This is a genomic window from Mycetocola sp. (genome assembly GCF_046716805.1).
In the GTDB taxonomy this organism is placed as follows: Bacteria; Actinomycetota; Actinomycetes; order Actinomycetales; family Microbacteriaceae; genus Mycetocola_A.
The window spans coordinates 1-21993 of record NZ_JBKJWH010000056.1 but is presented as its reverse complement, the minus strand read 5'-3'; the positions used below and the strand labels follow the sequence as shown (position 1 = coordinate 21993).

General features: G+C 66.7%; 22 protein-coding genes. 4 read left to right on the top strand and 18 right to left on the bottom strand.

The genetic code is table 11. The features are described from left to right. The 7 genes from ACLQ62_RS04890 to ACLQ62_RS04860 form a co-directional block, all read right to left on the bottom strand. The coding region (locus tag ACLQ62_RS04890; protein WP_411720541.1) for an ABC transporter permease at nt 1–1170 on the bottom strand (1170 nt) is incomplete at its 3' end. Continuing rightward, nucleotides 1170–1865 carry an ABC transporter ATP-binding protein gene (locus tag ACLQ62_RS04885; RefSeq protein ID WP_411720539.1) on the bottom strand — a complete coding sequence of 232 codons (696 nt, stop codon included), beginning with the start codon at nt 1863–1865 and terminating at the stop codon, nt 1170–1172. The genes ACLQ62_RS04885 and ACLQ62_RS04890, both read right to left, overlap by 1 nt. Further along, complete coding sequence (locus ACLQ62_RS04880; RefSeq protein WP_411720538.1) at nt 1862–2902, bottom strand: efflux RND transporter periplasmic adaptor subunit; 1041 nt, start codon at nt 2900–2902, stop codon at nt 1862–1864. The genes ACLQ62_RS04885 and ACLQ62_RS04880 overlap by 4 nt, the downstream gene beginning before the upstream one ends. A 172-nt stretch (nt 2903–3074) precedes the next feature. Then, on the bottom strand, nt 3075–4751 hold the full coding sequence (locus tag ACLQ62_RS04875; protein ID WP_411720537.1) for a ribonuclease J: 1677 nt from the start codon (nt 4749–4751) through the stop codon (nt 3075–3077). A gap of 22 nt (nt 4752–4773) precedes the next feature. Further along, on the bottom strand, nt 4774–5751 hold the full coding sequence (dapA, locus tag ACLQ62_RS04870; protein WP_411720536.1) for a 4-hydroxy-tetrahydrodipicolinate synthase: 978 nt from the start codon (nt 5749–5751) through the stop codon (nt 4774–4776). Between the two features lie 62 nt (nt 5752–5813). Beyond that, nucleotides 5814–6332, bottom strand: a complete 519-nt coding sequence (locus ACLQ62_RS04865; RefSeq protein WP_411720535.1) for a dihydrofolate reductase — start codon at nt 6330–6332, stop codon at nt 5814–5816. Continuing rightward, a complete protein-coding gene (locus ACLQ62_RS04860; protein ID WP_411720534.1) occupies nt 6329–7138 on the bottom strand; it encodes a thymidylate synthase in 810 nt (269 codons plus the stop codon). Before ACLQ62_RS04860 ends, ACLQ62_RS04865 begins: the two co-directional genes overlap by 4 nt. Before the next feature lie 185 nt (nt 7139–7323). Here ACLQ62_RS04860 and ACLQ62_RS04855 point away from each other — a divergent pair, with 185 nt between their 5' ends. The 3 genes from ACLQ62_RS04855 (at nt 7324) to ACLQ62_RS04845 (ending at nt 10038) form a co-directional block, all read left to right on the top strand. Continuing rightward, a complete protein-coding gene (locus ACLQ62_RS04855; protein WP_411720533.1) occupies nt 7324–7752 on the top strand; it encodes an OsmC family peroxiredoxin in 429 nt (142 codons plus the stop codon). Nucleotides 7753–7779: 27 nt separating this feature from the next. After that, nucleotides 7780–8682, top strand: coding sequence for a TIGR01777 family oxidoreductase (locus ACLQ62_RS04850; RefSeq protein WP_411720532.1), 903 nt, complete (start codon nt 7780–7782; stop codon nt 8680–8682). Nucleotides 8683–8940: 258 nt separating this feature from the next. Then, nucleotides 8941–10038: an IS30 family transposase gene (locus tag ACLQ62_RS04845; RefSeq protein ID WP_411720531.1), complete on the top strand. Its 1098-nt coding sequence runs from the start codon at nt 8941–8943 to the stop codon at nt 10036–10038. An 88-nt stretch (nt 10039–10126) separates the two neighbouring features. Here the strand turns inward: ACLQ62_RS04845 and ACLQ62_RS04840 are convergent, their stop codons facing one another. Together ACLQ62_RS04840 and dapB are read right to left on the bottom strand one after the other, a co-directional pair. Further along, complete coding sequence (locus tag ACLQ62_RS04840; protein ID WP_411720530.1) at nt 10127–10567, bottom strand: hypothetical protein; 441 nt, start codon at nt 10565–10567, stop codon at nt 10127–10129. After that, on the bottom strand, nt 10564–11304 hold the full coding sequence (gene dapB / locus ACLQ62_RS04835; protein ID WP_411720529.1) for a 4-hydroxy-tetrahydrodipicolinate reductase: 741 nt from the start codon (nt 11302–11304) through the stop codon (nt 10564–10566). Before dapB ends, ACLQ62_RS04840 begins: the two co-directional genes overlap by 4 nt. A gap of 58 nt (nt 11305–11362) precedes the next feature. Here dapB and ACLQ62_RS04830 point away from each other — a divergent pair, with 58 nt between their 5' ends. Further along, complete coding sequence (locus ACLQ62_RS04830; protein ID WP_411720528.1) at nt 11363–11821, top strand: GNAT family N-acetyltransferase; 459 nt, start codon at nt 11363–11365, stop codon at nt 11819–11821. Between the two features lie 37 nt (nt 11822–11858). Here ACLQ62_RS04830 and ACLQ62_RS04825 read toward each other — a convergent pair whose 3' ends face one another. The 9 genes from ACLQ62_RS04825 to ACLQ62_RS04785 form a co-directional block, all read right to left on the bottom strand. Then, a complete protein-coding gene (locus ACLQ62_RS04825; protein ID WP_411720527.1) occupies nt 11859–12461 on the bottom strand; it encodes a histidine phosphatase family protein in 603 nt (200 codons plus the stop codon). A 5-nt stretch (nt 12462–12466) separates the two neighbouring features. Continuing rightward, nucleotides 12467–13855: a M16 family metallopeptidase gene (locus ACLQ62_RS04820; RefSeq protein ID WP_411720526.1), complete on the bottom strand. Its 1389-nt coding sequence runs from the start codon at nt 13853–13855 to the stop codon at nt 12467–12469. Between the two features lie 62 nt (nt 13856–13917). Beyond that, nucleotides 13918–14865, bottom strand: coding sequence for an aldo/keto reductase (locus ACLQ62_RS04815; RefSeq protein ID WP_411720542.1), 948 nt, complete (start codon nt 14863–14865; stop codon nt 13918–13920). Between the two features lie 263 nt (nt 14866–15128). Continuing rightward, nucleotides 15129–15950, bottom strand: coding sequence for an HpcH/HpaI aldolase/citrate lyase family protein (locus ACLQ62_RS04810; protein ID WP_411720525.1), 822 nt, complete (start codon nt 15948–15950; stop codon nt 15129–15131). Then, nucleotides 15947–16432, bottom strand: a complete 486-nt coding sequence (locus ACLQ62_RS04805) for a MaoC family dehydratase (protein WP_411720524.1) — start codon at nt 16430–16432, stop codon at nt 15947–15949. The genes ACLQ62_RS04810 and ACLQ62_RS04805 overlap by 4 nt, the downstream gene beginning before the upstream one ends. A gap of 39 nt (nt 16433–16471) precedes the next feature. After that, nucleotides 16472–17638 carry an acyl-CoA dehydrogenase family protein gene (locus ACLQ62_RS04800; RefSeq protein ID WP_411720523.1) on the bottom strand — a complete coding sequence of 389 codons (1167 nt, stop codon included), beginning with the start codon at nt 17636–17638 and terminating at the stop codon, nt 16472–16474. Then, the gene (locus ACLQ62_RS04795) at nt 17635–19686 is read right to left on the bottom strand and encodes an acetyl/propionyl/methylcrotonyl-CoA carboxylase subunit alpha (RefSeq protein ID WP_411720522.1); all 2052 of its coding nucleotides are present in this window, start codon (nt 19684–19686) and stop codon (nt 17635–17637) included. The genes ACLQ62_RS04800 and ACLQ62_RS04795 overlap by 4 nt, the downstream gene beginning before the upstream one ends. Nucleotides 19687–19690: 4 nt before the next feature. Beyond that, entirely contained in the window at nt 19691–21298 is a 1608-nt protein-coding gene (locus ACLQ62_RS04790) for a carboxyl transferase domain-containing protein (protein ID WP_411720521.1), read from the bottom strand. A gap of 117 nt (nt 21299–21415) precedes the next feature. After that, nucleotides 21416–21993: hypothetical protein (locus ACLQ62_RS04785; protein ID WP_411720520.1), on the bottom strand; the 578-nt coding region annotated here is incomplete at its 5' end.

Sequence of the window (21993 nt, the reverse complement as noted above, 5' to 3'; positions counted from 1 at the left end):
GATCAAACCGGCGAGAGCGCCGACGACAGTGGCGACGACAAGCCCGAAGACCGCCGCCGACGCGGGGAACGGCGGCATGTCGCTGATGAGGCCGCCGCTGACGAGATCAGCGACCATCGGGCTGTTGACGATGAGGACCGCGAGGATCACCCCGACGATGCCTGCCACGACCGTGGCCACAACGCTTTCCATCATCACGGCGAAGAACACCCGGCCGCTCGTCGCACCGAAACTACGGCGGATGCCGATCTCCCGAATGCGCTGGCGCACGGTGACGAGAGCGATGTTCACGAGGCCCAGTGCGCCGAGGAGCAGGATGATGCCTCCGATGACAAGTGTTCCGATTCTGAGGATCGCAGTCGGGTCGTCCATGAAAGCGCCCCAATCGGTGCGATCGACGCCGACGGAGCCGGATGCGCCGATGCCGGCGCTCATCTCGGCCTGGATTCGACTCGACAGCTCTGTGACAAGCGGCTCAGGCACCCACATCTCATACTGTGGCCCGGACGAGGCGAGCCGCACCGGGTCGACGATGCTCGCGAAGTTGGCGGTGAGCATGTACATCGACGGCCAGGTGTCCCATGTGCTCGTGCGGTAGACCCCGATCACCACCGCTTCTCTTCCCCCCAGGCCGGCGATGGTCACCTGCGGGTGGGTGCGGAGGTCCGGCGACCCGAGCGATTGCCACATAGCCGTGTTGATCACGACCGCCGGGGCGAGCCGGTCACTGTCGTCAACGCCGAACCAGGTGCCGTGGTCGATGAGGATCCTGTGCATCTCGCCGTACGGTTGATCCACCACCTGCAGGGAGACATCCTGCGTGCTGTCGGGGAACCGCACAGTGGTCTGGTCCCATCGCACGCGGGTGGCGTAGGCGATCTCGTACCGTTCGAGGACGTCGAACCAGGTCTGGTCGACCTGGTCCCAGCCTGCTGCGCTCGACTCGCCGGGCGAGGGTTGCATGGTGAGAGTCGCCGCACGCCCGCTCGAGCGTTCGGCCTGCTCCAGAGTGCCCTGCTGAGCGATGTCCGACATCGCGACCGAGCCGCTCAGCGCGCACACGGCGACGGCGACCCCGACAAGCGAAAGCAGCACGCGACCCTTGTGGATGCGTACTTCCTGCCACGCTTCGGCGAATGCCCCGACGAGCGTCGCGAGAACCCCGCCCATCAGGCCACGACCTCCTCGGCTGGGGCCAGGTGCCCGGCGTCAAGCCGGAAATGCCTGCCGCTCCGTGCCGCGATGGCTGGGTCGTGCGTGATGGTGACGAGAGCGGCGTTCTCTTCGCGCACGATGTCGTCGAGCAGCGTCATCACGCTCTGACCCGTTTCGACGTCGAGGGCCCCGGTGGGCTCGTCGGCGAGGATGAGCCTCGGTCCGCGCACGAGGGCGCGCGCGATCGCGACCCGCTGCTGTTCTCCTCCGGAAAGGCTGCCGGGAAGCGCCGTCAGGCGATGGCTGAGGCCCACTCGGTCGAGCATGTCAGCGGCGATGCGCTCCCGGCGCCAGAACGCGGATCCGGTGGCGTAGAGCAGCGGCATCGTCACGTTCTCGAGAGCCGTTCGGCCGTCGAGGAGGTTGAATTGCTGGAAGACGAACCCGACATTGGCGCCGCGGATCCGGTCGCGGCGCCCCGACCGCATGGCAGCCACCGACTCCCCTTCGAAGCTGACATCCCCCTCGGTCGGAGAGTCGAGCAGGCCGAGGATGTTGAGCAAGGTCGACTTACCGGATCCCGAGCGGCCGACGACGCTGAGCCGCTCCCCTGCATCGACGACGAGGTTGACCCCGGAGAGGATGGTGAGCGGGTCGGCGTCCGGGATCTGAACGGTTCGGCTCACGCCGGTGAGTTCGATGAGGCTCAACCGACGAATCCTTCCCCGTCACAGAAGACACTGCCGTCTGGCTGTTCGATGCAGTTCTCCCCACCGGCCGGATCCGTCGGATCGTCGGCCGGGACGAACTGAAGTACCTCGTCGCCCTCCGCGACGCCGTCGACGATCTGCACTCGGGCTCCGTCGTTCAGGCCGAGCGTGACCGCCCGTTCCTCGTGTGCGCCATCCCTGGCGACGACCCACACCGTTCCGGCCGCCGAGTTGCCCTTCACCGCGGTGATCGGCAGGGTGAGGATGCTCTCGGCGCTGCCGCCGGCGATCGTCAGTTTCGCAGTCAACCCGGCGAAGACCCGCACGTCGGCGGGTACGGCGCAGCGCACGGTGGCACCTGAGGGTGCCGAGGGGCCATCAGCGGGTGCCTCCGCCCCAGCGGCCGCGCTGGCGATCGTGAGTCCGGTGCAGGTGAACGTGCCCGGTCCGCCGACCGCTTCGACCTGCGCGTCTTGCGGCTGTTCGACGAGTTTGTACTGGTCTTCCGGTTTGATCGGACCGGAGACGCTGAAGGTCGTCGGTGCCACCTTGGCGACGACGTCCCCGATGGCGACGATCTGGCCGATCAGCGCGGAGACGTCGCTCACGGTGCCACCGATCGGCGCGGTGACCACGGCCGTTGTGAAGCTCGGCCTGGGCTGTGTGATCGTGACGTTGCCGTCGGCACCCGTTTTGGTCACCGGTTCCTGCACGACCTCACGGCGGATTCTCGCGAGCGTGTCACCGGTTTTGACGACCGCACCTTCCTTGACGCTGACTTCGTAGACCTCACCAGCGAGCGTCGCCCTTCCGTCGACCGCTGGGTCCGCCGAAACCGATGCGTCGATCACGACGGTGGTGGCGATCGATCCGAGTTCGACCTGCGTGATCGGGTCGGAGATCATCCCGGTCGGCTGACTGGGATGAGCGGTCGACGAGACGTCGGGGAAGAACGCCATCTTCACGAGTGCGACCGCGATCGCCGTGAAGATCAGCAGACGAAGAATCGGAAGAATCCATTTGCGCCACACGCCCATTGTGTTTTCCTCCGTCGACCGGCCAATTTTCGTCAGTCTAGGGAAACGGGGGGCGCGAACGCGTCAACCGGAAGGATGATATGGGAACGTTACACCGGCGCCTCGAACGCGAAATGCCCGGCCGCCGAGTCCCGGCGAAACCGGGACCGGGCAAACCGGGCAAGTCGACGCTTTACGCCTCGATGACGAGCGGCACGATCATCGGCCGGCGACGGTACGACGTGTTCACCCAGCGGCCGACGGTGCGGCGCACGGTCTGCGACAGGACGTGCGGGTCGCGAACGCCGTTACGTGCGGCTTCGGCGAGGGCCTGCTCGATCTTCGGCTTGACGCCGTCGAACACGCGGTCGTCCTCGGCGAATCCCTTGGCGTGGATCTCCGGGCCGACGATGACCTTCCCGGTCTGCGCTTCCACCACGACAATGATCGAGATGAAGCCCTCTTCGCCGAGGATCCGACGGTCTTTGAGGTCGGCGTCGGTGATCTCTCCGACGCTGGAACCGTCGACGTAGACGAACCCGATGTCGAGCTGGCCGACGACACGCGCCACCCCGTCCTTGAGGTCGATGACGGTGCCATCCTCGGCGAGGATGGTGTTCTCCTCGGGGACGCCGGTGTCGATGGCGAGTTTCGCGTTGGCGACGAGGTGGCGGTATTCGCCGTGCACGGGCAGAACGTTCTTCGGCTTGATGATGTTGTAGCAGTACAGCAGTTCGCCGGCAGCGGCGTGCCCGGAGACGTGAACTTTCGCGTTTCCCTTGTGGACGACGTTCGCGCCGAGCTTGGTGAGGCCGTCGATGACGCGGTAGATGGCGTTCTCGTTGCCCGGGATCTGGCTGGAGGCAAGGATGACGGTGTCGCCGTCGCCGACCTCGATGGCGTGATCCATGTTCGCCATGCGGCTGAGCACGGCCATCGGCTCACCCTGTGATCCGGTGGACATGTAGACGATCTTGTCGTCTGGCACATCCTTCGCCTTCTTGTAGTCGATGAGAACATTCTCGGGGACCTTCAGGTAGCCGAGGTCCGCCGCGATCGTCATGTTGCGGACCATCGAACGGCCCAGGAGCGCAACGCGCCTGCCGTTCGCGTGGGCTGCGTCGAGCACCTGCTGAACGCGGTGGACGTGGCTGGAGAAGCTCGCGACGATCACCCGGCGCGGGGCGCGGGCGATGACCTGGTCGAGGACGGGTCCGATGGACCGCTCGAGCGGCGTGAAGCCGGGCACGTCGGCGTTGGTGGAGTCGACGAGGAACAGGTCGACGCCTTCCTGGCCGAGGCGCGCGAACTCACGGAGGTCGGTGAGGCGGCCGTCGAGCGGCAGCTGGTCCATTTTGAAGTCACCGGTGGCGAGGACGGTGCCTGCCGTCGTCTTGATCGCGACGGCGAGAGCATCCGGAATCGAGTGGTTGACGGCGACGAACTCGAGCGCGAACGGGCCGAGCTGTTCCTTCTGGCCTTCGGCGACGGTGAGGCTGTACGGCTTGATCCGGTGCTCTTTGAGCTTCGCCTCGACGAGAGCGAGGGTGAGCCCCGAACCGATCAGCGGGATGTCGTTGCGCAGCCGCAGCAGGTACGGCACAGCGCCGATGTGGTCTTCGTGCCCGTGGGTGAGAACGACGCCGACGATGTCGTCGAGACGGTCCTTGATCGGGGTGAAATCGGGCAGGATGAGGTCGACGCCCGGCTGGTGCTCTTCAGGAAACAGAACACCACAGTCGACGATGAGGATCTTGCCGTCGATCTCGAAACTGGTCATGTTCCGGCCGACTTCGCCGAGACCACCGATCGGGATGACGCGGAGCGTACCTGGCTTCAGGGCAGGCGGGTTGTAAACGGATGTGGGCATATGCCCTCCTTGGATGTGTGCGTCAGCGAGTGGTGCCGTGCACCTTGGGCAGTGCACCGCCCGCTGCCGCGTTGCGGTCTGGACGGAAGTTGGAGAAGTCCACTCCCGGGATGTTCCTGACGAGGTCGATCTCGTCTTCGATCTGTGCTGCTTCCCATTCCTCGGGTCCGACGAGTGGGAGGCGGACGCGCGGGCTGCCGATACGGCCGAGCCCGTGCAGGATGTATTTCGCAGCAACAGTGCCTGGCACGTGCGTCATCACGGCGCGGACGAGCGGCTCGAGCTGCTTGTGTGCGGCGGTCGCTGCGGCCAGGTCGCCGGCATTCACAGCGTCGACGATCTGCCGGTACGGCTTCGCCGCGATGTTGGCTGTGACTCCGATGAGGCCCGCCGCCCCGATGGAGAGGTGCGGCAGAGCGTTGGCGTCGTCGCCGGAGAAGTAGAGCAGGTCGGTCTGGTTGAGGACCCGGCTGACCTCGGAGAAGTCGCCCTTGGCGTCCTTCACCGCGAGGATGTTCGGGTGCTTGGCGGCCCGCAGGATCGTCTCGTATTTGATCTCGACGCCGGTGCGGCCGGGGATGTCGTAGAGGATGACCGGAAGGTCCGTGGCATCCGCAATCATCCGGAAGTGCGTCAGGATGCCGGCCTGGGTCGGCTTGTTGTAGTACGGCGTGACGATCATGACACCGTCGGCGCCGGCCTTCTCGCTCTGGCGGTAGAGGTCGATGGCGTGGGCGGTTTCGTTCGATCCACCACCGGTGATGATCTTCGCCCGGCCGGCTGAGACGGACTTGCCGATTTCGACGAGGCGGAGTTTCTCCGGGTCGGTGAGAGTGGACGTCTCCCCCGTCGTCCCGGTGACGACGATGCCGTCCGCGCCGGCGTTGATGACGTCGTCGATGTGTTTCTCGACGCCGGGCCAGTCGACTTCACCGTCTGATGTGAAGGGAGTGACGAGGGCTACGAGGACCTGACCGAAAGGATTTGCGACGTTAGACACAGGTATCAGGGTACCGGTTGCCGGGCCCGTCCCGCCCCACGGGGCGATCGGTCCACCGCGGTTCAGATGGATTCGTACCGCAGAAAGCGGTACTCGATCCCGCTGGCTGAGGTGTACCAGCCTTCCTCAGGGTCTGAGGCGACGAGTCGCCAGCGTTCCGTGATGGCGGGTGCGACGGCATCCCCCTCGATGTCGGCACGGAGAGTGGTGACTTCGAGCCGGTGTGCGATGTCGATGACGGCGGAGAAGACCTCCGCTCCCCCGATCACCCAGACGACGTCGTCCGGCCCGACGCCTTGTGCTGCAAGCTGCAGTGCGGCTGCGAGGGAATCACAGACTTCAGCGCCCGGCGCCTGCCAGTCCGGCTGGCGGGTGACGACGATGTTGCGACGCCCGGGCAGCGGGCGGAAGCGTTCGGGGAGGGATTCCCAGGTTTTGCGTCCCATCACGACGGGGCTGCCGAGCGTGACCGCTTTGAAGTGCACGAGGTCTTCTGGGAGGTGCCAGGGCAGCACACCGTTGTTGCCGATCGTTCCGTTGGCTGCCTCAGCCCAGACCAGGCCGACGCGCGGGAGGGTCATACCGCCACCGGTGCTTTGATGGCTGGGTGGTGTTCGTATTCTTCGACCACGAGGTCCTCGAAGGTGTAATCGAAAATGCTGTCGGGGCGGGCGGTGACCCGCAGCTTCGGCGCCGGGAACGGCTCGCGGGTCAATTGCTCGGTGACCTGCTCGATGTGGTTGTCGTAAATGTGGCAGTCGCCGCCGGTCCACACGAAGTCACCGACCTCGAGCCCGGTCTGCTCGGCGACGAGGTGGGTGAGCAGGGCGTAGCTGGCGATGTTGAACGGGACCCCGAGAAACAGGTCGGCGCTGCGCTGGTAGAGCTGGCAGGACAGTTTGCCGTCAGCGACGTAGAACTGGAACAGAGCGTGGCAGGGGGCGAGTGCCATGTTCGGGATGTCGGCCGGGTTCCAGGCGGACACGATCAGGCGGCGCGAGTCCGGTGTGGCTTTGATCGCGTCGATCACCTCGGTGATCTGGTCGATGGTGTCGCCGCCCGGTGTGGGCCATGAGCGCCACTGCACCCCGTAGACCGGGCCAAGCTCGCCCTCGGCATCCGCCCATTCGTCCCAGATGGTGACGCCGTGCTCGCGCAACCAGCCGACGTTGCTTTCGCCTCGCAGGAACCAGAGCAGTTCGTAGGCGATGGACTTGAAGTGCACCCGTTTCGTGGTGACGAGCGGGAACCCCTCGGAAAGGTCGAACCGGAGCTGCCGGCCGAAAACGCTGGTCGTGCCCGTCCCGGTGCGGTCGGTTTTGCGTGTGCCGTTCTCGAGCGTGTCGCGGAGAAGGTCCTCGTACGGGGTGGGGATCGTCGCAGCCATGGCCTAAGGGTACCGGGAAGGATCGGCGTGCGACCCGGCGACATCCTGTGAGGCGGATGCCGCCCCATCCGTTCTCGGACGCGGCATCCGCTGGGGATACGCCGCGAGCTGGTGACCTCGAGTGGGCTTTTGGTTAGGCTCGGGGTTGCGGCGACTCTGCCGCCCACGATCTCTTGGAGGATGCCATGGCTGCGACCAGCGAAGCAACAACCGTGTGGAATGGGACACTTTTCGAGGGCTCGGGCACGGTCTCGCTCGATTCGTCGAAGGGCGCGACCAAGCTTCCGGTGAACTGGAAGGCGCGCACGGAGGGTTCCGACACCGTCACCACCCCGGAGGAACTGCTCGGCGCTGCGCACGCTGCCTGCTTCAGCATGCAGTTCTCCAACATGCTCACCGAGGCGGGCAGCCCGCCGGAGAGCATCCAGACCACCGCGGCCGTCACCTTCCAGCCCGGCACCGGCATCACCGGCAGCCACCTGCTCGTCAGCGCGAGCGTGCCCGGCATCAGCGAAGAGGACTTCGAGCGCATCGCCAACGAGGCGAAGGCGACCTGCCCGGTGTCGCAGGCTCTCACCGGCACGAAGATCACCATCGAGGCGAGCCTCGCCTAAGTCGGCGGCGAACCTGGAACGGATGCCGTGAAGCGCGTCGTTCTCGCCGGTGCGTCCGGCCTGATCGGAACGGCCCTGGCTGACGCCCTGCGTGCTCGGGGTGACGAGGTGGTTCGTCTCGTCCGCACGGCTCCGAGCTCAGGGGATGTGCTCTGGGACCCGGCGTCGCGGCGGATGGACGCCGGAGTTCTCGACGGTGCATCCGCTGTCGTGAACCTGTCAGGCGCATCCATCGGCCGCCTGCCGTGGACTCCACGGTACAAACAGGAGATTCTCTCGTCGCGGATCGACGCGACGAGCACACTCGTGGCCGCGCTGTCGACCGCCCGGGAGGCGCCCGACGTGTTCCTCAGCGCGTCGGCGGCGGGGTTCTACGGGTCACGCCCTGGGGAGATTCTCACCGAGGAGAGCCCTCGCGGCACAGGGTTCCTCAGCGATGTGACCGCTGAATGGGAACGGACGGCGCTGCGCGCGGCCGCCGTGACCCGTGTCGCGATCGCCCGAAGCGGCATCGTCGTGGCGACCGACGGCGTGCTGAAACCGTTGCTGCTGCTCACCCGCGCCGGTGTCGCTGGGCCGCTCGCGGGCGGCGATCAGCTCTGGCCGTGGGTCAGCCTCGCCGACGAGGTCGGTGCGCTCCTGCACATTCTTGACGGCACCCTCTCCGGACCGGTCAACATCACCGGCCCGACCGCGGCGACCGCGAACGATCTCATGCGCCATCTGGCCGCTCGGATGCACCGGCCGTTCTTCCTGCCGGTGCCCGGCTTCGCGTTGAACCTGATCCTCGGGGACGCTGCCCGCGACCTGTTGCTGGTGGATCAGCATCCGCAACCGAAGCGGCTTCTCGACGACGGGTACGCGTTCACCCACTCGACGGTCGAGAGGGCGGTGGACGCGGCGCTGAGGCGCGGGCGTCGCGCTGGCTGAGTCGGGCCCACATGGTCACGGGGGACTCTCCACCGCGGGGAGCGCCGGTGAGGGGGCCTGAACGGTCACTCCGGCCGTGGCGGTTTCAGGTTTCTAACGCAACACCCTTAGGGAGGGCGTGTTGTGGGAAAAGTGATTCCGTGGGAAGTGCGGTCGGCGGTTTACGGGCTTCTGGTGCGTGGTGTTTCAGCTCAAGACATTGAGCCAGAGTTGGGCATCGGCAAGTCGACGGTGAAAAGGTGGGCCAAGCTTGCTGGCATGAAATTCAATGCACCGCGGGGCGGCGGAGGCGTGCGAGTGATGCCGATGACAGCGGCACCTCCGTCTAATCCGCAACGGTCGTATCGCCGCCTGACCTTGGCAGACCGATCATTCATCCAAGCAGCCAGGAGCCTGCCTGAGCCGATGGGGGTGCGGGCGATCGCTCGGGAACTTCGAGTGTCTGAGTCGACGGTGTCGCGGGAGATCAACGGCCACCGGGTGCCGCATTGGGGGCAGGACCGCTACGACGCGGAGCTTGCCCACTACCAGGCCCTCGCGTTGCGTCCTCGCCGGCGGGACGCGAAGTTGGCTGAGCCGGAGCTGCGGGCCGCGGTCGTGTCACGCTTGAACGATAAGTACTCGCCCCAGCAGGTCGCCGGGGAGCTGAAACTGACGTTCCCGGACCGGGTGGAGATGCACGTGTCGCACGAGACGATCTATCAAGCGCTTTACGTTCAAGGAAAAACTGCTCTGCGGCACGAGCTGACCGTCGTGAAGGCGCTGCGCTCGGGACGCACCGGACGGATACCGCAGTCGAAGCTGCCCGCCCGCAGCAGCCGGCCCTGGCTGGACGGCGCCCGGCTGACCGAGCGTCCCGCCGAGGTCGAGGACCGCGCTGTTCCCGGGCACTGGGAGGGAGATCTCGTGGTCGGGCCGGGGAACTCCGGCATCATCACCCTTGTTGAACGCCAAACCCGGTTCGCCCTGCTCGGCCGGTTGCCCGGAATGCGCGACAGCACAACGGTCACCGACGTCCTCGCCTGCATGATCGCTGACCTCCCGACAGCGCTGAAACAGACCATCACTTGGGACCAGGGCACCGAAATGGCCAACCACGCCTGCTTCACCGTAACGACCGGATGCCCGGTGTTCTTCTGCGACCCACACTCGCCCTGGCAGCGCGGCAGCAACGAGAACACCAACGGGCTGGTCCGCGACTTCTACCCCAAGGGCACCAACTTCAACGAGATCACAGACGCCGACCTTGCCGAAACGCAGCGCCTGCTCAACATCCGGCCCCGACGAATCCACGGCTACCGCAAACCCTCTGACATGCTGGACAAATTGATCAGCGGTGTTGCGCTAACAACCTGAAACCACCCGTGAATGAACAGCACTTTGGGACCCCTGGGTCCCTGTACGCCCTTTCCGACCGTCGACCGTCGACCGCGGGAAGATTGGCTCAGGATCGGGAGCTGAACCGGATCGCCTCGCGGATCGCGTGCCGCGCACGCCGGCGGTCGCCGGCGCCGTCATAGGCGAGGCCGAGTCGATACCAGACGCGCCAGTCCTCCGGCGCGGCCTCGACTGCGGCACGGTACCGGGGGAAGACGGCGTCGACGGCATCCCTCTCGGGCCGACCGCTCGGGCGCACCGGCAACTCGTCGGCAGGCAGGGCGTCCTCCGCTTCGAGGATGCGCCCAAGACGCTCCGCCTTCACACCGAACATCAGCTCCCGGATCAGCGCCCAGGCGCCGATGACCGGGAGGATGAGCAGCGCCACCCCGATCGCGACGGCGATCGGCTCACCGGTGGCGAAGAACTTGAACGCACGATCACCGACGAGCACGAGGTACAGCACGAGAAGCGCGGCCATCACGACCACACCGATGCGAGTGATCATGCGCGGGAGATCCCCAGGTCCATGAGATTCTCGAGCCCGACGGTGAGCCCCGTGGCGGTGCGGGCGGCGTCGAGCGCAAGAAGGATGCCCTGCTCGTACGAGCTGGAGTCGATCGTGTTGTGGGTGATCGAGAGGGTCTCCCCTGTGCCCCCGAAAACGACTTCCTGACGGGCCACGACACCGGCGAGGCGCAGGCTGTGGATCGGGATGCTTGACACCTGCTGTCCGCGGGCACGCTGGTCGGTGTGCGGCGCCTGAACCGGTCCGAGACCGACCCTGGCTTCCCCGATCAGCTCAGCGGTGCGCACGGCGGTGCCGCTCGGCGAGTCGATCTTCGCGGCCCGGTGTGCCTCCACGATTTCGATCGAGTCGAAGAACCGGCCGGCGATCGTGGCCAGGGTCGTGCCGAGCACGGACCCGAGCGAAAAGTTGGGGATGATGACCACGCCGCTGTCGGTGTCGGCGATCTGGGTACGCAGCGTGGCGATCCGGTCGCGGGACCAGCCCGATGTTCCGACGAGAACGTTCGCGCCCGAGCGAAGCGCATGCGCGACGATCCTGGGCGAAACGGCGGGAGCGGTGACGTCGACGACGATCTCAGCGCCGTCCATCTCGCTCAGAGAACTCGACGAACCGAGCCTGGCTGACACCTCGAATCCGGGTGTCTCCTCGATGAGCCGGGTGAACAATCGCCCCATCGTGCCGTTCGCACCCACCACTGCCACGCTCGTAACCATGTTCCCAATCTACAGGCCGCTGCCGGTCGACCCGTCGGCGCCGGATTAGGCTGAACCGGTGCCCGACTTCCTGCCAACGCCAGTCACCGACGCCACCGCCCACGAACTGCTGTCGGAGTATTTCCACAGCCGGGAGCTGACATTCATCGGCGGAACCTACGCCGTCAGTTTCCCCGCTCCCGAGCAGTTCGAACCGCCGGCCGGTGTCTTCGTCGTCGTCCGTGATGGGGATCGTGCCGTCGGCTGCGGCGGGATCCGCAGGCTTGCGCCCACCCGGTATGAGGTCAAGCACCTCTTTCTGCGCCCCGAGACCCGCGGCAAGGGCTGGGGAAAGCTGCTTCTGGCCGACCTGGAGCGCCGCGCGGCCGAGTTCGGCGCCACTGAGGTGGTGCTCGACACCAACGCGACCCTCACCGCCGCTGGTGGGCTGTACCAGTCGATGGGTTACGAGAGCGTCGAGCCGTACAACGACAACCCGAACGCCACGAACTGGTACCGCAAGCTGTTCGCCGGCTGAGGCAACCGGCTCCGCCGGAACGGCGGATGCCGCCGGCTCAGATCAGGGGCGCGTCCGGTAACCCGGTGCGCAGCTCCATCGGCAGGTGCGCGAGGTCGTTGTGGCTGAGGAGCGTCCACGGCCGGCCGGGCTTCCGCTGGATCACCGTCAGCCCGCAATGGGCCTGGTCGAGCGTCATCCAGCGCCAATCCGGCGCGCCGAGCACTTCGCGGATGAACCACGCGATGACGAAGTTGTGGGTGATGAGCAGATCGTGCCGGTCACCCTTGCGCGGTGCAAGGAACTCGGCGACGGCATCCGCCATCTGGGCCGCGCCGGCCTCGATCTCCGCGTCTGTGACCGACCCGAAGAAGGGCAGGTAGGCGGACGGCATCTCGGCCATCCGTCCAGTCGGAACGCAGTCCATCAACAGCGCAGACGGATCGGACACGATCGACGGCATCCGCTCGCCGACGATGAGCGCGGTCTCGGACGCGCGCTGCAACGGGGAGTGGTGCGCCGCCGTCATCGGGAGACCACCGATGCGTTCGGCGAGCAGGTGCGCCTGCCTGCGACCCCGAGCGGAGAGCGGGCCGTCGCCGAGCCCGTGCTGGGCATCCTGCTGTTCGCCATGGCGAACGAGGTAAATGTACTGGGACACGAGTGTTACTCCTGGTGGTCCTTCCCGAACCCGGCGAACACGTCTTCATCGACGGCTCCGACTACGGCGAGGGAAAGAGGTCGGGAGACGAGGTCGGCGGCAAGCGCCTGCACCTCGTCAGCGGTGACGAGGGCCAGCCTTCGAAGGCTCTCGTCAAGGTCTAGGAATTCACCGAGGGTGATTTCGGCGCGGCCGAGTCTGGACATGCGTGTGTCCGAGTCCTCGAGTGCGAGCGCGGATGCGCCGGACAGCTGGCCGTTTGCACGGACCAGTTCTTCGGGAGTGACGCCTTCTGACGCGAGGCGACGCAGTTCGTCGAGCATGAGATCGGCGACCTGGCGTGCTTTCGACGGTGAACAGGCGCCGTAGAGGCCGAACACCCCGGCGTCCGAGTACGACGCGGCGAACGAGTAGACGGAGTAGGCAAGCCCGCGCTTCTCACGGATCTCCTGGAAGAGCCGCGAAGACATCCCGCCGCCGAGGATGGAGTTGAGAACTCCCAGAATCAGTCGCCGGTCGTCGGCGGCGGAGAGGCCAGGGAACCCGATCAGCAGGTGCACCTGTTCGATCGGGCGCGTTTCGACCGACAGGGCCGAGCCCCGCGTCACAGGCGACTCGCTCTGGTGTCGGCGTTCGACCGGGCGAGCCGTCGCCGAGAGGTCCCAGCCCGCCGCGGTCAGGGCGGTGGTGACGTCGGCGACGAGGGCGTCGTGGTCAACCGCTCCCGCCGCTGTGATCACAAGGTCCTGCGGGCGGTAGTTCTCGCGGTAGTGGGCGTGGACGGCGTCCCGGGACACCTGGCGGATGGCATCCGGTGTGCCGCCGATCGGACGGCCGAGGACATGATCACCGAGGACCGCTTCGAACAGTTTCTGGCTGGCGACGTCGGCGGGGTCGTCCTCGGCCATGGCGAGCTCCTCGAGGATCACGCCCCGTTCGTTCTCGAACTCCACCGGGTCCAGCAGGCTGCTGGTGAGCATGTCGGCGATGACGTCGACGGCCATGGCGAGGTCGTGGTCGCGCACCCGTGCGTAGTAGCAGGTGTGTTCCTTCGCGGTGAGCGCGTTGTGTTCGCCGCCGACGGAGTCGAACGCGATGGCGATGTCCAGAGCGGTGCGGGTCGGCGTGCCCTTGAACAGCAGATGTTCGAGGAAGTGGGTGGAACCGTAGCCGGATTTCCGCGCCGGGCGTGTCGGGGTGGCGGCTGCTGCGCCGAGTTCGTCCCGCGACCCGACAGCGACCCAGTAACCGAGGGTTGCGCTGCGGCTGCCAGGAACGTGTTCGCTCAGGATCCGAACACCGCTCGGCAGCACGCTGCGGCGGACGAGTGCGTCGCCGGATGCGACGAAGGACAGCTCGGCAACATCGAGCGGAAGGTCAACGGCGCCGTTCATCCCTTCCACCCTACGGCAGCAGGCGCGTGGTGTCGCACGCCCCTCCAGAAACGTGTGCGGCGTCAGACCCGAGCGGCGCGTTCAAGCTCAAGCAGCTGGCCGCGGGTGAGCCGGATAGCGGTCGAGCGCACGAGCGCGTCAACCTGCTCCGCCCTCGATGCGCTGGCAACCGGAGCCACCACCCCGGGCTTGGCGAGCAACCAGGCGAGGGCGATCGATGCGACAGGGGCATCCTGCTCCGCGGCAACGCTGTCCAGGGCGTGGAGCACGCGCAAGCCGTTGCGGTTGAGATGACGCGCGACACGGGCGCCCCGAGCAGAACCATCCAGGTCTGCACGGGACCGGTACTTGCCGGTCAGGAAACCGTTCTCGAGCGCGAAGTATGGCATCACCCCGAGCCGCTGGCCGCGGCTGACCAGCCCGAGGTCACCCTCGAACGGCTGGCGGTGCAACAGGCTGTAGTGCGTTTCGAGCGCCTCGAGGCGCGGGTAACCTGCCGCACTGAGGATTCGTGCTTCGACGAGTCGTTCCGCCGAGAAGTTCGAGGCACCGAGGTAGCGCACCTTGCCTGACTCGATCAGCCACTGTGCCGTGCCGAGGCTGTCTTCGAGCGGAACCGTACGATCGTCGAGGTGGAAGTAGAGCAGGTCGATGTGGTCGGTCTGCAGCCGTTCAAGGCTGGCCTCGACGGCACGGACCATGGCGACAGGGCCGAGGCCCGGGTTGTCCGGGTGGTTTCCGACTTTCGTGGCGACGACCATGTCGTCTCGGTTGCGTCGGCGCGCCATCCACTGGCCGATGATGTGCTCGCTTCGCCCGGCCGAGTAACTGTCGGCAGTGTCGACGAAATTGCCGCCGAAGTCGAAGTAGCGGTTGAGGATCGCGGCACTCGCGTCAACCTGCGCGGTCCAACCGAAAACACTCGTGCCGAGAGCGAGCGGGAACACGCTCAGCTCGGTCTCGCCCAGCGGGCGACGGATGGCGGCGCCGAGACCTGCTCCATCGCCCATGACCGGGATCGGTGACGAGGGGTGACGCGACGAATCGGGCTGTGTCTGGCGGACATCGGATGCTCCGGTATTCGACGCCTCGGATGCGAAGATGCGAGGCACCATCCTGGCCATCCGATTCACCTTCTTCGCCCGTAATCTCGCGGGATGTGAGGGTCGTTGTGCCCCCGCACCTGTGGCCAGAATATGCCAGTCCACCGACACCGTTGAACCGCATCGGCGCCAGCGCGCCAAATACTTCGTAACGATTTGGTATCAGCGTTTCACGGCCGGGCGAGGCCGCTTCTGCGGAGCACGGATCGGGCGTGTCTGAGCACCGGTTCGTCGACCATTTTGCCCTCGAAACGGAACACCCCACCGGCGTTTTCGGCGGCCGCGAGGACCGCCTCTGCGGCAGCGATTTCGATTTCGTTCGGAGCGTATCCGGACCGGATGGTGGCCACCTGCCCTGGGTGGATACATGCTGTCGCGGCGAACCCGGAGGCCGCCGCGTCGTGCACCTCGGCAGCCAGCCCGTCGAGATCGGCGATGTCCAGGTACACCGAATCGATGGCCGCCCGACCGTTCGCGCCGGCGGCGAGAAGCACGCTCGACCGGGCGTGGAGGGCGAGCGGGCGATACCGGCCGTCCGCATCTCGGCTCGCCGTTCCGCCGAGTGAGGCGACGAGGTCCTCCGCGCCCCACATCAGGGCGGCGACCGCCGGGTGCGCCGCGATGTCGGGCGCTGCCAGCACGCCTCTGGCGGTCTCGCAGAGCGCGATCACGCGGAACCGGTCGCCGATCCGGTCGACCTCGGCCGCGGACTCCGCCTTGGCGAGCATCACCGAGCGATAGTCGGTCGACGCGAGGGCGGCCAGGTCGGCAGCGAAGTCGTCGGTTCCTGCCGGATTGAGGCGCACGATCGTCGTTGCCGGGTCGAGCGGATGCTCAGCGAGGGCGCGCCGGGCGGCCGGCTTGTCCGCCGGCGAGACGGCGTCCTCGAGGTCGAGGATGACGGCATCCGCCCGCGCCGCCGCCTTCTCGAAACGGTCCGGGCGATCGGCGGGGCAGAAGAGCAGGGCAGGACCCAGGTCGAAATCGGTCACGGCGCGGCGTCCCTGCACCAGACGAGCGTGTTGCGGACAGCGACCACGACGACGTCACCGTGCTGGTTGCGACCGGTGTGCTCGAGGGTGATGATGCCCTGACCGGGCCGGGATGCGGAGAGCCGACTGCCCAGGACGACGGTCTCCGAGTAAAGGGTGTCGCCGTGGAACAACGGTGCTGGGAAGCGCACCGACTCGAAGCCGAGGTTCGCCACGATCGTGCCCTGGGTGAGCTGCGTGACGGAGGCGCCGACGACGGTAGCGAGGGTGAACATCGAGTTCACGAGCCGTTGCCCGAACGGCTGCTCAGCGCTCCACGCGGCATCGAGGTGAAGCGACTGGGTGTTCATCGTCATGGTGGTGAACAGCACGTTGTCGGCTTCGGTGACCGTGCGACCCGGGCGGTGCAGGTACCGGACCTCACGATCGAACTCCTCGAAGTACAGCCCCCGCTGTTCGATCGCACGCCGTTCGTCCGCCATCGGCTCCCCTTCTCTCTCCTGGCCTTGCTTCGCCACAGCCTAGGCCTCGAAGCCCAGCTCCCGAGCGATGATCATCAGCTGAACTTCGCTGGTTCCCTCGCCGATCTCAAGGATCTTCGAGTCGCGGTAGTGACGCGCCACAGTGTTCTCGTTGAGGTAGCCGTAACCGCCCCAGATCTGGGTCGCATCCCGAGCATTGTCCATGGCGGCCTCACTGCCGACGAGCTTGGCGATCGACGCCTCCTTCTTGAACGGCTTGCCAGCGAGGAGCAGGGATGCCGCATGGTAGTAGGCCATCCGGGCAGCGGTCGCTCGGGCCTCCATCCGGGCGATCTTGAACGCCACGTATTGGTGTGAACCGATGTTCTTGCCGAAGACGTTGCGGGTCGACGCGTACCGGACCGCCTCGTCGACACAGCCCTGTGCGGCTCCCGTGCACAGCGCCGCGAACGCGATGCGTCCTTCGTCGAGAACTTCGAGGAAGTTGGCGTAACCCCTGCCCCGGTCCCCCAGCAGGTTCGCCTCAGGAACGCGGACGTCCTCAAGGGTGAGCGGGTGGGTGTCCGACGTGTGCCAGCCGACCTTGTCGTAGGCCGGTTCAACCGTGAACCCGTCGATCGGAGTCGGAACCAGGATCGTCGACAGTTCCTTCTTGACGGTTCCATCCGGGCGGTCGCTCTCCCCGGTCACTGCGGTGATGGTGACGAGGCGGGTGATCGGGGTGCCTGAGTTGGTGATGAACTGTTTGGTGCCGTTGATGACCCACTCCCCGCCCTCCAGGTGCGCGTGGGTCTTCGTGGCTGAAGCATCCGACCCGGCCTCGGCTTCGGTCAGGCCGAACCCGGCGAGCGCCTTCCCCGTCGCGAGCATCGGCAAAAACTGCTCACGCTGGGCGTCGGTGCCGAAGCGGTACACCGGCATGGCGCCGAGACCCACGCCGGCTTCGAGGGTGACGCCGATGGACTGGTCGACCCGGCCGAGTTCCTCGACGGCGAGGCAGAGCGCGAAGTAGTCCTGTCCCTGTCCGCCGTACCCGACGGGGAACGGAAGCCCGAACAGTCCCATCTCGCCCATCTGGGCGATGATCTCCATCGGCAGCCGACGTTCGGTGTCGTAGGAGTACGCCGCAGGGGCGACGACGGTCGTGGCGAAGTCCCGGACCTCGTCGACGATCTTCCGGTGAGCTTCGCTGAGTTCGGTGTTCATTCGGTGTCTCCTTCGACAGTCGAGTTTTCTGGCTGGTCTGTGGGAACGAGGGTGGCGACGAGCTGGTCGAGTTTGACGAGGTCACCGGGGGTCACATGCACGGTGACCTCCCCAGGCACGGAGGCGACGAGTCTGTGCTCCATCTTCATCGCCTCGACGACGACGAGCGTGTCGCCTGCCTCGACACTGTCGCCGGTGGCCGCCTCAACGCTGATGACCGTCCCGGGCATCGGGGACCTCACCTCGGGGCTCGACGGTGAATCCTTACGTGAAATGAGTGCCAGACGGGCGGCCAGCCGTTGCTCCCGGGTGAGGATGCGCAATTCGACGCTGAAACCGTCGTCAGCGACCCAGACCGAGGTTCCGGTGTGGGTGAGGCGAAGCATCCGGGTGCCGTTCCCCCAGGTCAGGGCATGGTCGATGCCGCAGATCTGCCGGAGCGTGGCGTGAATTTCGTCGCCGTCGCCAATTCGTACGGATGCTGCCCGCTCCCCGCCGAGGACGGCAACGGTCGTCGTGTCGTCGCCGAGGACGAACGCATACGACGTCGGTCGGGGTTCGCCCAGGCGCCAACCGCTCGGGCGGGACCACGGTGAGCCGGTCGATGCGCTCTCCCGTTCGGCGTGGAGCACGAGCGCCGCCGCGGCGAAGTGTTCATCGGCGGGTCGCTGGAACCGGAGGTCGGGCAATCGTCGGTCGATCAGGGAGGTGTCGAGATCGCCTGCGCGGACGTCGGCGTCGGCGAGGAGCAAGCGCAGGTACTCGAGGTTCGTCCGCACGCCGAGGATGGTGGTGTCGGCGAGCGCCCGGTCCAGTCGGGAGAGCGCTTCAGCCCGGTCGGAGCCGTATGCGATGACCTTGGCCAGCATGGGGTCGTAGTCGCTGCCGACGACGAGCCCTCGCCGGAGGGAGCTGTCGACACGGATGCCATCGCCGGTCGCTTCGCGCAGTTCGAGTACGGTGCCTGTGGCTGGGAGGAATCCCCGCTCGGGGTCTTCCGCGTAGAGTCGGGCTTCGATCGCGTGCCCGGTCATGGTGATGTCGGCCTGACTGACCCGAAGCGGTTCGCCGGCGGCGATACGGATCTGTTCCGCGACGAGGTCGAATCCGGTCACCTCCTCGGTCACCGGATGTTCGACCTGGAGCCGGGTGTTCATCTCCATGAAAAAGAATTCGTCCGGCCGTTCCGCCGACACGAGGAATTCGACGGTGCCGGCTCCGACGTAACCGACGCTCTCAGCTACCCGGCACGCCGCCTCCCCGATCCGCGACCGGGTGTCGGCGTCGAGGAGCGGCGACGGCGCCTCCTCGATGACTTTCTGGTGGCGGCGCTGCAGGGAACACTCGCGCTCCCCCAGGTGGATGACGGTGCCCTGGCTGTCGGCGAGCAGTTGCACCTCGATGTGCCGTGGGCGGAGCACAAGCCGTTCGAGGAAGAGGGTGTCATCGCCGAACGCTGCCGCAGCCACCCGGCGGGCGGTGACAAGCGCTGCGTCGAGCTCCGCCGGATCCGCGACGGCGTGCATGCCCTTGCCTCCCCCTCCAGCGGACGGTTTGATCAGGAGCGGGTAGCCGACCTTCGCTGCCGCCTCGGCCAGTTCCGCGTTGCTGAGGCCCGGCCGGGAATGACCGGGGATGACCGGCACCCCGCTCGCCGCGACGTGGTTCTTCGAGCGGATCTTGTCGCCCATCACCTCGAGGGCGTCGACACCGGGCCCGATGAACACGATGCCGGCGTCGGCGCAGGCTCTCGCGAAGGCGGCGTTCTCGGACAGGAAGCCGTAGCCCGGGTGGATCGCGTCCGCACCACTTGCCACCGCGGCGCCGATCACCGCCGGGATGTCGAGGTAGCTCTGTGCGGCAGGTGCAGGTCCGATGCGCACGGCGGTGTCGGCATCCGTCACGTGCTTCGCATCGCGGTCGGCGTCGCTGTAGACGGCGACCGAGCGGATGCCGAGGGTTCGGAGGGTGCGGAGGACGCGGCAGGCGATTTCACCGCGGTTGGCGACGAGGACGGTGCGGAACGGCGGCTTCGAGGTGTCGGTCATCGGGTCACATCCGGAACAGGCCGAAAGCCGGTTCGGGGAGCGGGGCGTTCGCGCACACGTCGAGGGCGAGGCCGAGGAGCGTGCGGGTGTCGGCCGGGTCGATGACCCCGTCGTCCCAGAGCCGGGCGGTTGAGTAGTAGGGGCTGCCCTGCGATTCGAACTGGTCGCGGATCGGCGCTTTGAACGCTTCTTCGTCGTCCTGACTCCACTCGGTTCCCGCACGCTCGTGCTGGTCACGCTTGACGGTCGCGAGCACGCCGGCCGCCTGGGGGCCGCCCATCACCGAGATGCGGCTGGCAGGCCACATCCAGAGGAACCGGGGTGAGTAGGCGCGGCCGCACATCGAATAATTGCCCGCTCCGAAGGAGCCGCCGATGACGACGGTGAGCTTCGGCACGCGGGTGGTTGCGACGGCGGTCACCATTTTCGCGCCATGCTTGGCGATGCCGCCGGCTTCGTAGTCGCGGCCGACCATGAAGCCGGAGATGTTCTGCAGGAAAATCAGCGGGATGCCGCGCTGGTCGCACAGCTCGATGAAGTGAGCGCCTTTCTGCGCGGATTCGGAGAAGAGGACGCCGTTGTTGGCGACGATACCGACGGAGTGGCCGTGGAGTCGGGCGAAACCGGTGACGAGGGTGGTTCCGTATTCCTTCTTGAATTCGTGGAACTCGCTCGCGTCGACGAGCCGGGCAATCACCTCGTGCACGTCGTACGGCGCCTGCACGTCGACCGGAACGGCACCGTAGAGTTCGTCGATCGGAGCGACCGGCTCACGGCTCTCGATGATCGACCAGTCGGGGGCGGATGCCGGCGGCAGCGTCGCGACGATGTCACGGACGAGAGCGAGAGCATGCGCGTCGTCTTCGGCGAGGTGGTCGACGACTCCGGACACACTCGCGTGCAGTTCCCCGCCGCCGAGCTCCTCGGCGGTGACGATCTCACCGATTGCGGCTTTGACCAGAGGCGGCCCGCCGAGGAAGATCGTGCCCTGGTTACGCACGATGACCGTCTCGTCACTCATGGCGGGCACGTAGGCGCCCCCTGCGGTGCAGGACCCCATCACGGCTGAGATCTGCGGGATCCTGCGCGCCGACAGTTGGGCCTGGTTGTAGAAGATCCGACCGAAATGGTCGCGGTCGGGGAACACGTCGTCCTGCATCGGCAGGAACGCGCCGCCCGAGTCGACGAGGTAGATGCACGGGAGCCGGTTCTCGAGGGCGATCTCCTGCGCCCGGAGGTGCTTCTTTACGGTGAGCGGGTAGTACGTTCCGCCCTTGACCGTCGCGTCGTTGGAAATGACGAGCACGTGGCGATTGTGGACGAGGCCGATCCCGGCGATCACCCCGGCACCCGGGCTGGCGTCGTCGTAGAGGCCGGTCGCGGCGAGCGGCGCGATCTCGAGAAACGGGCTCCCCTCGTCAAGGAGCTCGTCGATGCGCTCCCTCGGCAGCAGTTTGCCGCGGGCTGCGTGCCGCTCGCGGGAAGCCTGTGAACCTCCGCGGGCGGCGACGGCGAGTCGCTCCCGCAGGTCTGCGACGAGCGCGCGCTGCCCGTGGGCGTTGAGCGCAAATGTCTCGCTCGACGACGAAACCGACGAGATCAGTGTCTGCATTGACAGTCCTTTGTCCACCGACATCGCCTGGGCGACTCGGTTAGGCGGTACTAACTGATGTCGAGGTTAGTAGCAACTAACTGAAAAGTCCAGAGTCGTCCGAGCTCGGATTCTCGCTCACCCGTTGGGGTGCCCCAGGGGCCCCGTGCCCGTCCCATCCGGCACCTGCTCGACCGAGATCAGTTCCTCCCTCGCCGACCCGCCTGACACCCCGAGGACCAGGACAGGCCCAACGCCCGGCGCATAGAGCTTGTATTCAAGGACGTCGGGTTCGATTGTGATGGTGTCCTTCGTCAGAAGCACATTTTCCGCATGGCCGTGCGGCACGTCCACCTGTTCGCGAACACTGAGGACTTCACCGTTGTCCTCCGCTTCGCCCTTGAGGTACTCCTGCCGGTATGCCAGGCCGGGCCGCGGATCAGCGGGCATGGCGATCCCCGGCAGGGCCCCGTCGACCCCGGCCTCGAAGGATCCCCCGGTCGACACCACCTCACCGTTTTCGAACTCGGCAGTGTCCTCGCCGAGATACCAGATGTTGCCGACGGCATCCTGCGCATACCAGTCGAAGGTGTCCTCGACAATCTCGCCGCCCTCGGTGACCGTGTCCCGGACGACGCGTGCTGTGATGCCGTTCGCGATCTTCCTCGTCTGGCCGGTGGCCGTGATCACGACGCGCTGCTCACCGCCCTCACCGT

Excerpts from the sequence above, each read along its gene's own strand:
- ACLQ62_RS04880 (WP_411720538.1), bottom strand. The coding sequence starts at position 2,902 with ATGGGCGTGTGGCGCAAATGGATTCTTCCGATTCTTCGTCTGCTGATC.
- ACLQ62_RS04875 (WP_411720537.1), bottom strand. The coding sequence starts at position 4,751 with ATGCCCACATCCGTTTACAACCCGCCTGCCCTGAAGCCAGGTACGCTC.
- ACLQ62_RS04865 (WP_411720535.1), bottom strand. The coding sequence starts at position 6,332 with ATGACCCTCCCGCGCGTCGGCCTGGTCTGGGCTGAGGCAGCCAACGGA.
- ACLQ62_RS04860 (WP_411720534.1), bottom strand. The coding sequence starts at position 7,138 with ATGGCTGCGACGATCCCCACCCCGTACGAGGACCTTCTCCGCGACACG.
- ACLQ62_RS04855 (WP_411720533.1), top strand. The coding sequence starts at position 7,324 with ATGGCTGCGACCAGCGAAGCAACAACCGTGTGGAATGGGACACTTTTC.
- ACLQ62_RS04845 (WP_411720531.1), top strand. The coding sequence starts at position 8,941 with ATGAAATTCAATGCACCGCGGGGCGGCGGAGGCGTGCGAGTGATGCCG.
- ACLQ62_RS04840 (WP_411720530.1), bottom strand. The coding sequence starts at position 10,567 with ATGATCACTCGCATCGGTGTGGTCGTGATGGCCGCGCTTCTCGTGCTG.
- dapB (WP_411720529.1), bottom strand. The coding sequence starts at position 11,304 with ATGGTTACGAGCGTGGCAGTGGTGGGTGCGAACGGCACGATGGGGCGA.
- ACLQ62_RS04820 (WP_411720526.1), bottom strand. The coding sequence starts at position 13,855 with ATGAACGGCGCCGTTGACCTTCCGCTCGATGTTGCCGAGCTGTCCTTC.
- ACLQ62_RS04815 (WP_411720542.1), bottom strand. The coding sequence starts at position 14,865 with ATGGGCGATGGAGCAGGTCTCGGCGCCGCCATCCGTCGCCCGCTGGGC.
- ACLQ62_RS04805 (WP_411720524.1), bottom strand. The coding sequence starts at position 16,432 with ATGGCGGACGAACGGCGTGCGATCGAACAGCGGGGGCTGTACTTCGAG.
- ACLQ62_RS04800 (WP_411720523.1), bottom strand. The coding sequence starts at position 17,638 with ATGAACACCGAACTCAGCGAAGCTCACCGGAAGATCGTCGACGAGGTC.
- ACLQ62_RS04795 (WP_411720522.1), bottom strand. The coding sequence starts at position 19,686 with ATGACCGACACCTCGAAGCCGCCGTTCCGCACCGTCCTCGTCGCCAAC.
- ACLQ62_RS04790 (WP_411720521.1), bottom strand. The coding sequence starts at position 21,298 with ATGCAGACACTGATCTCGTCGGTTTCGTCGTCGAGCGAGACATTTGCG.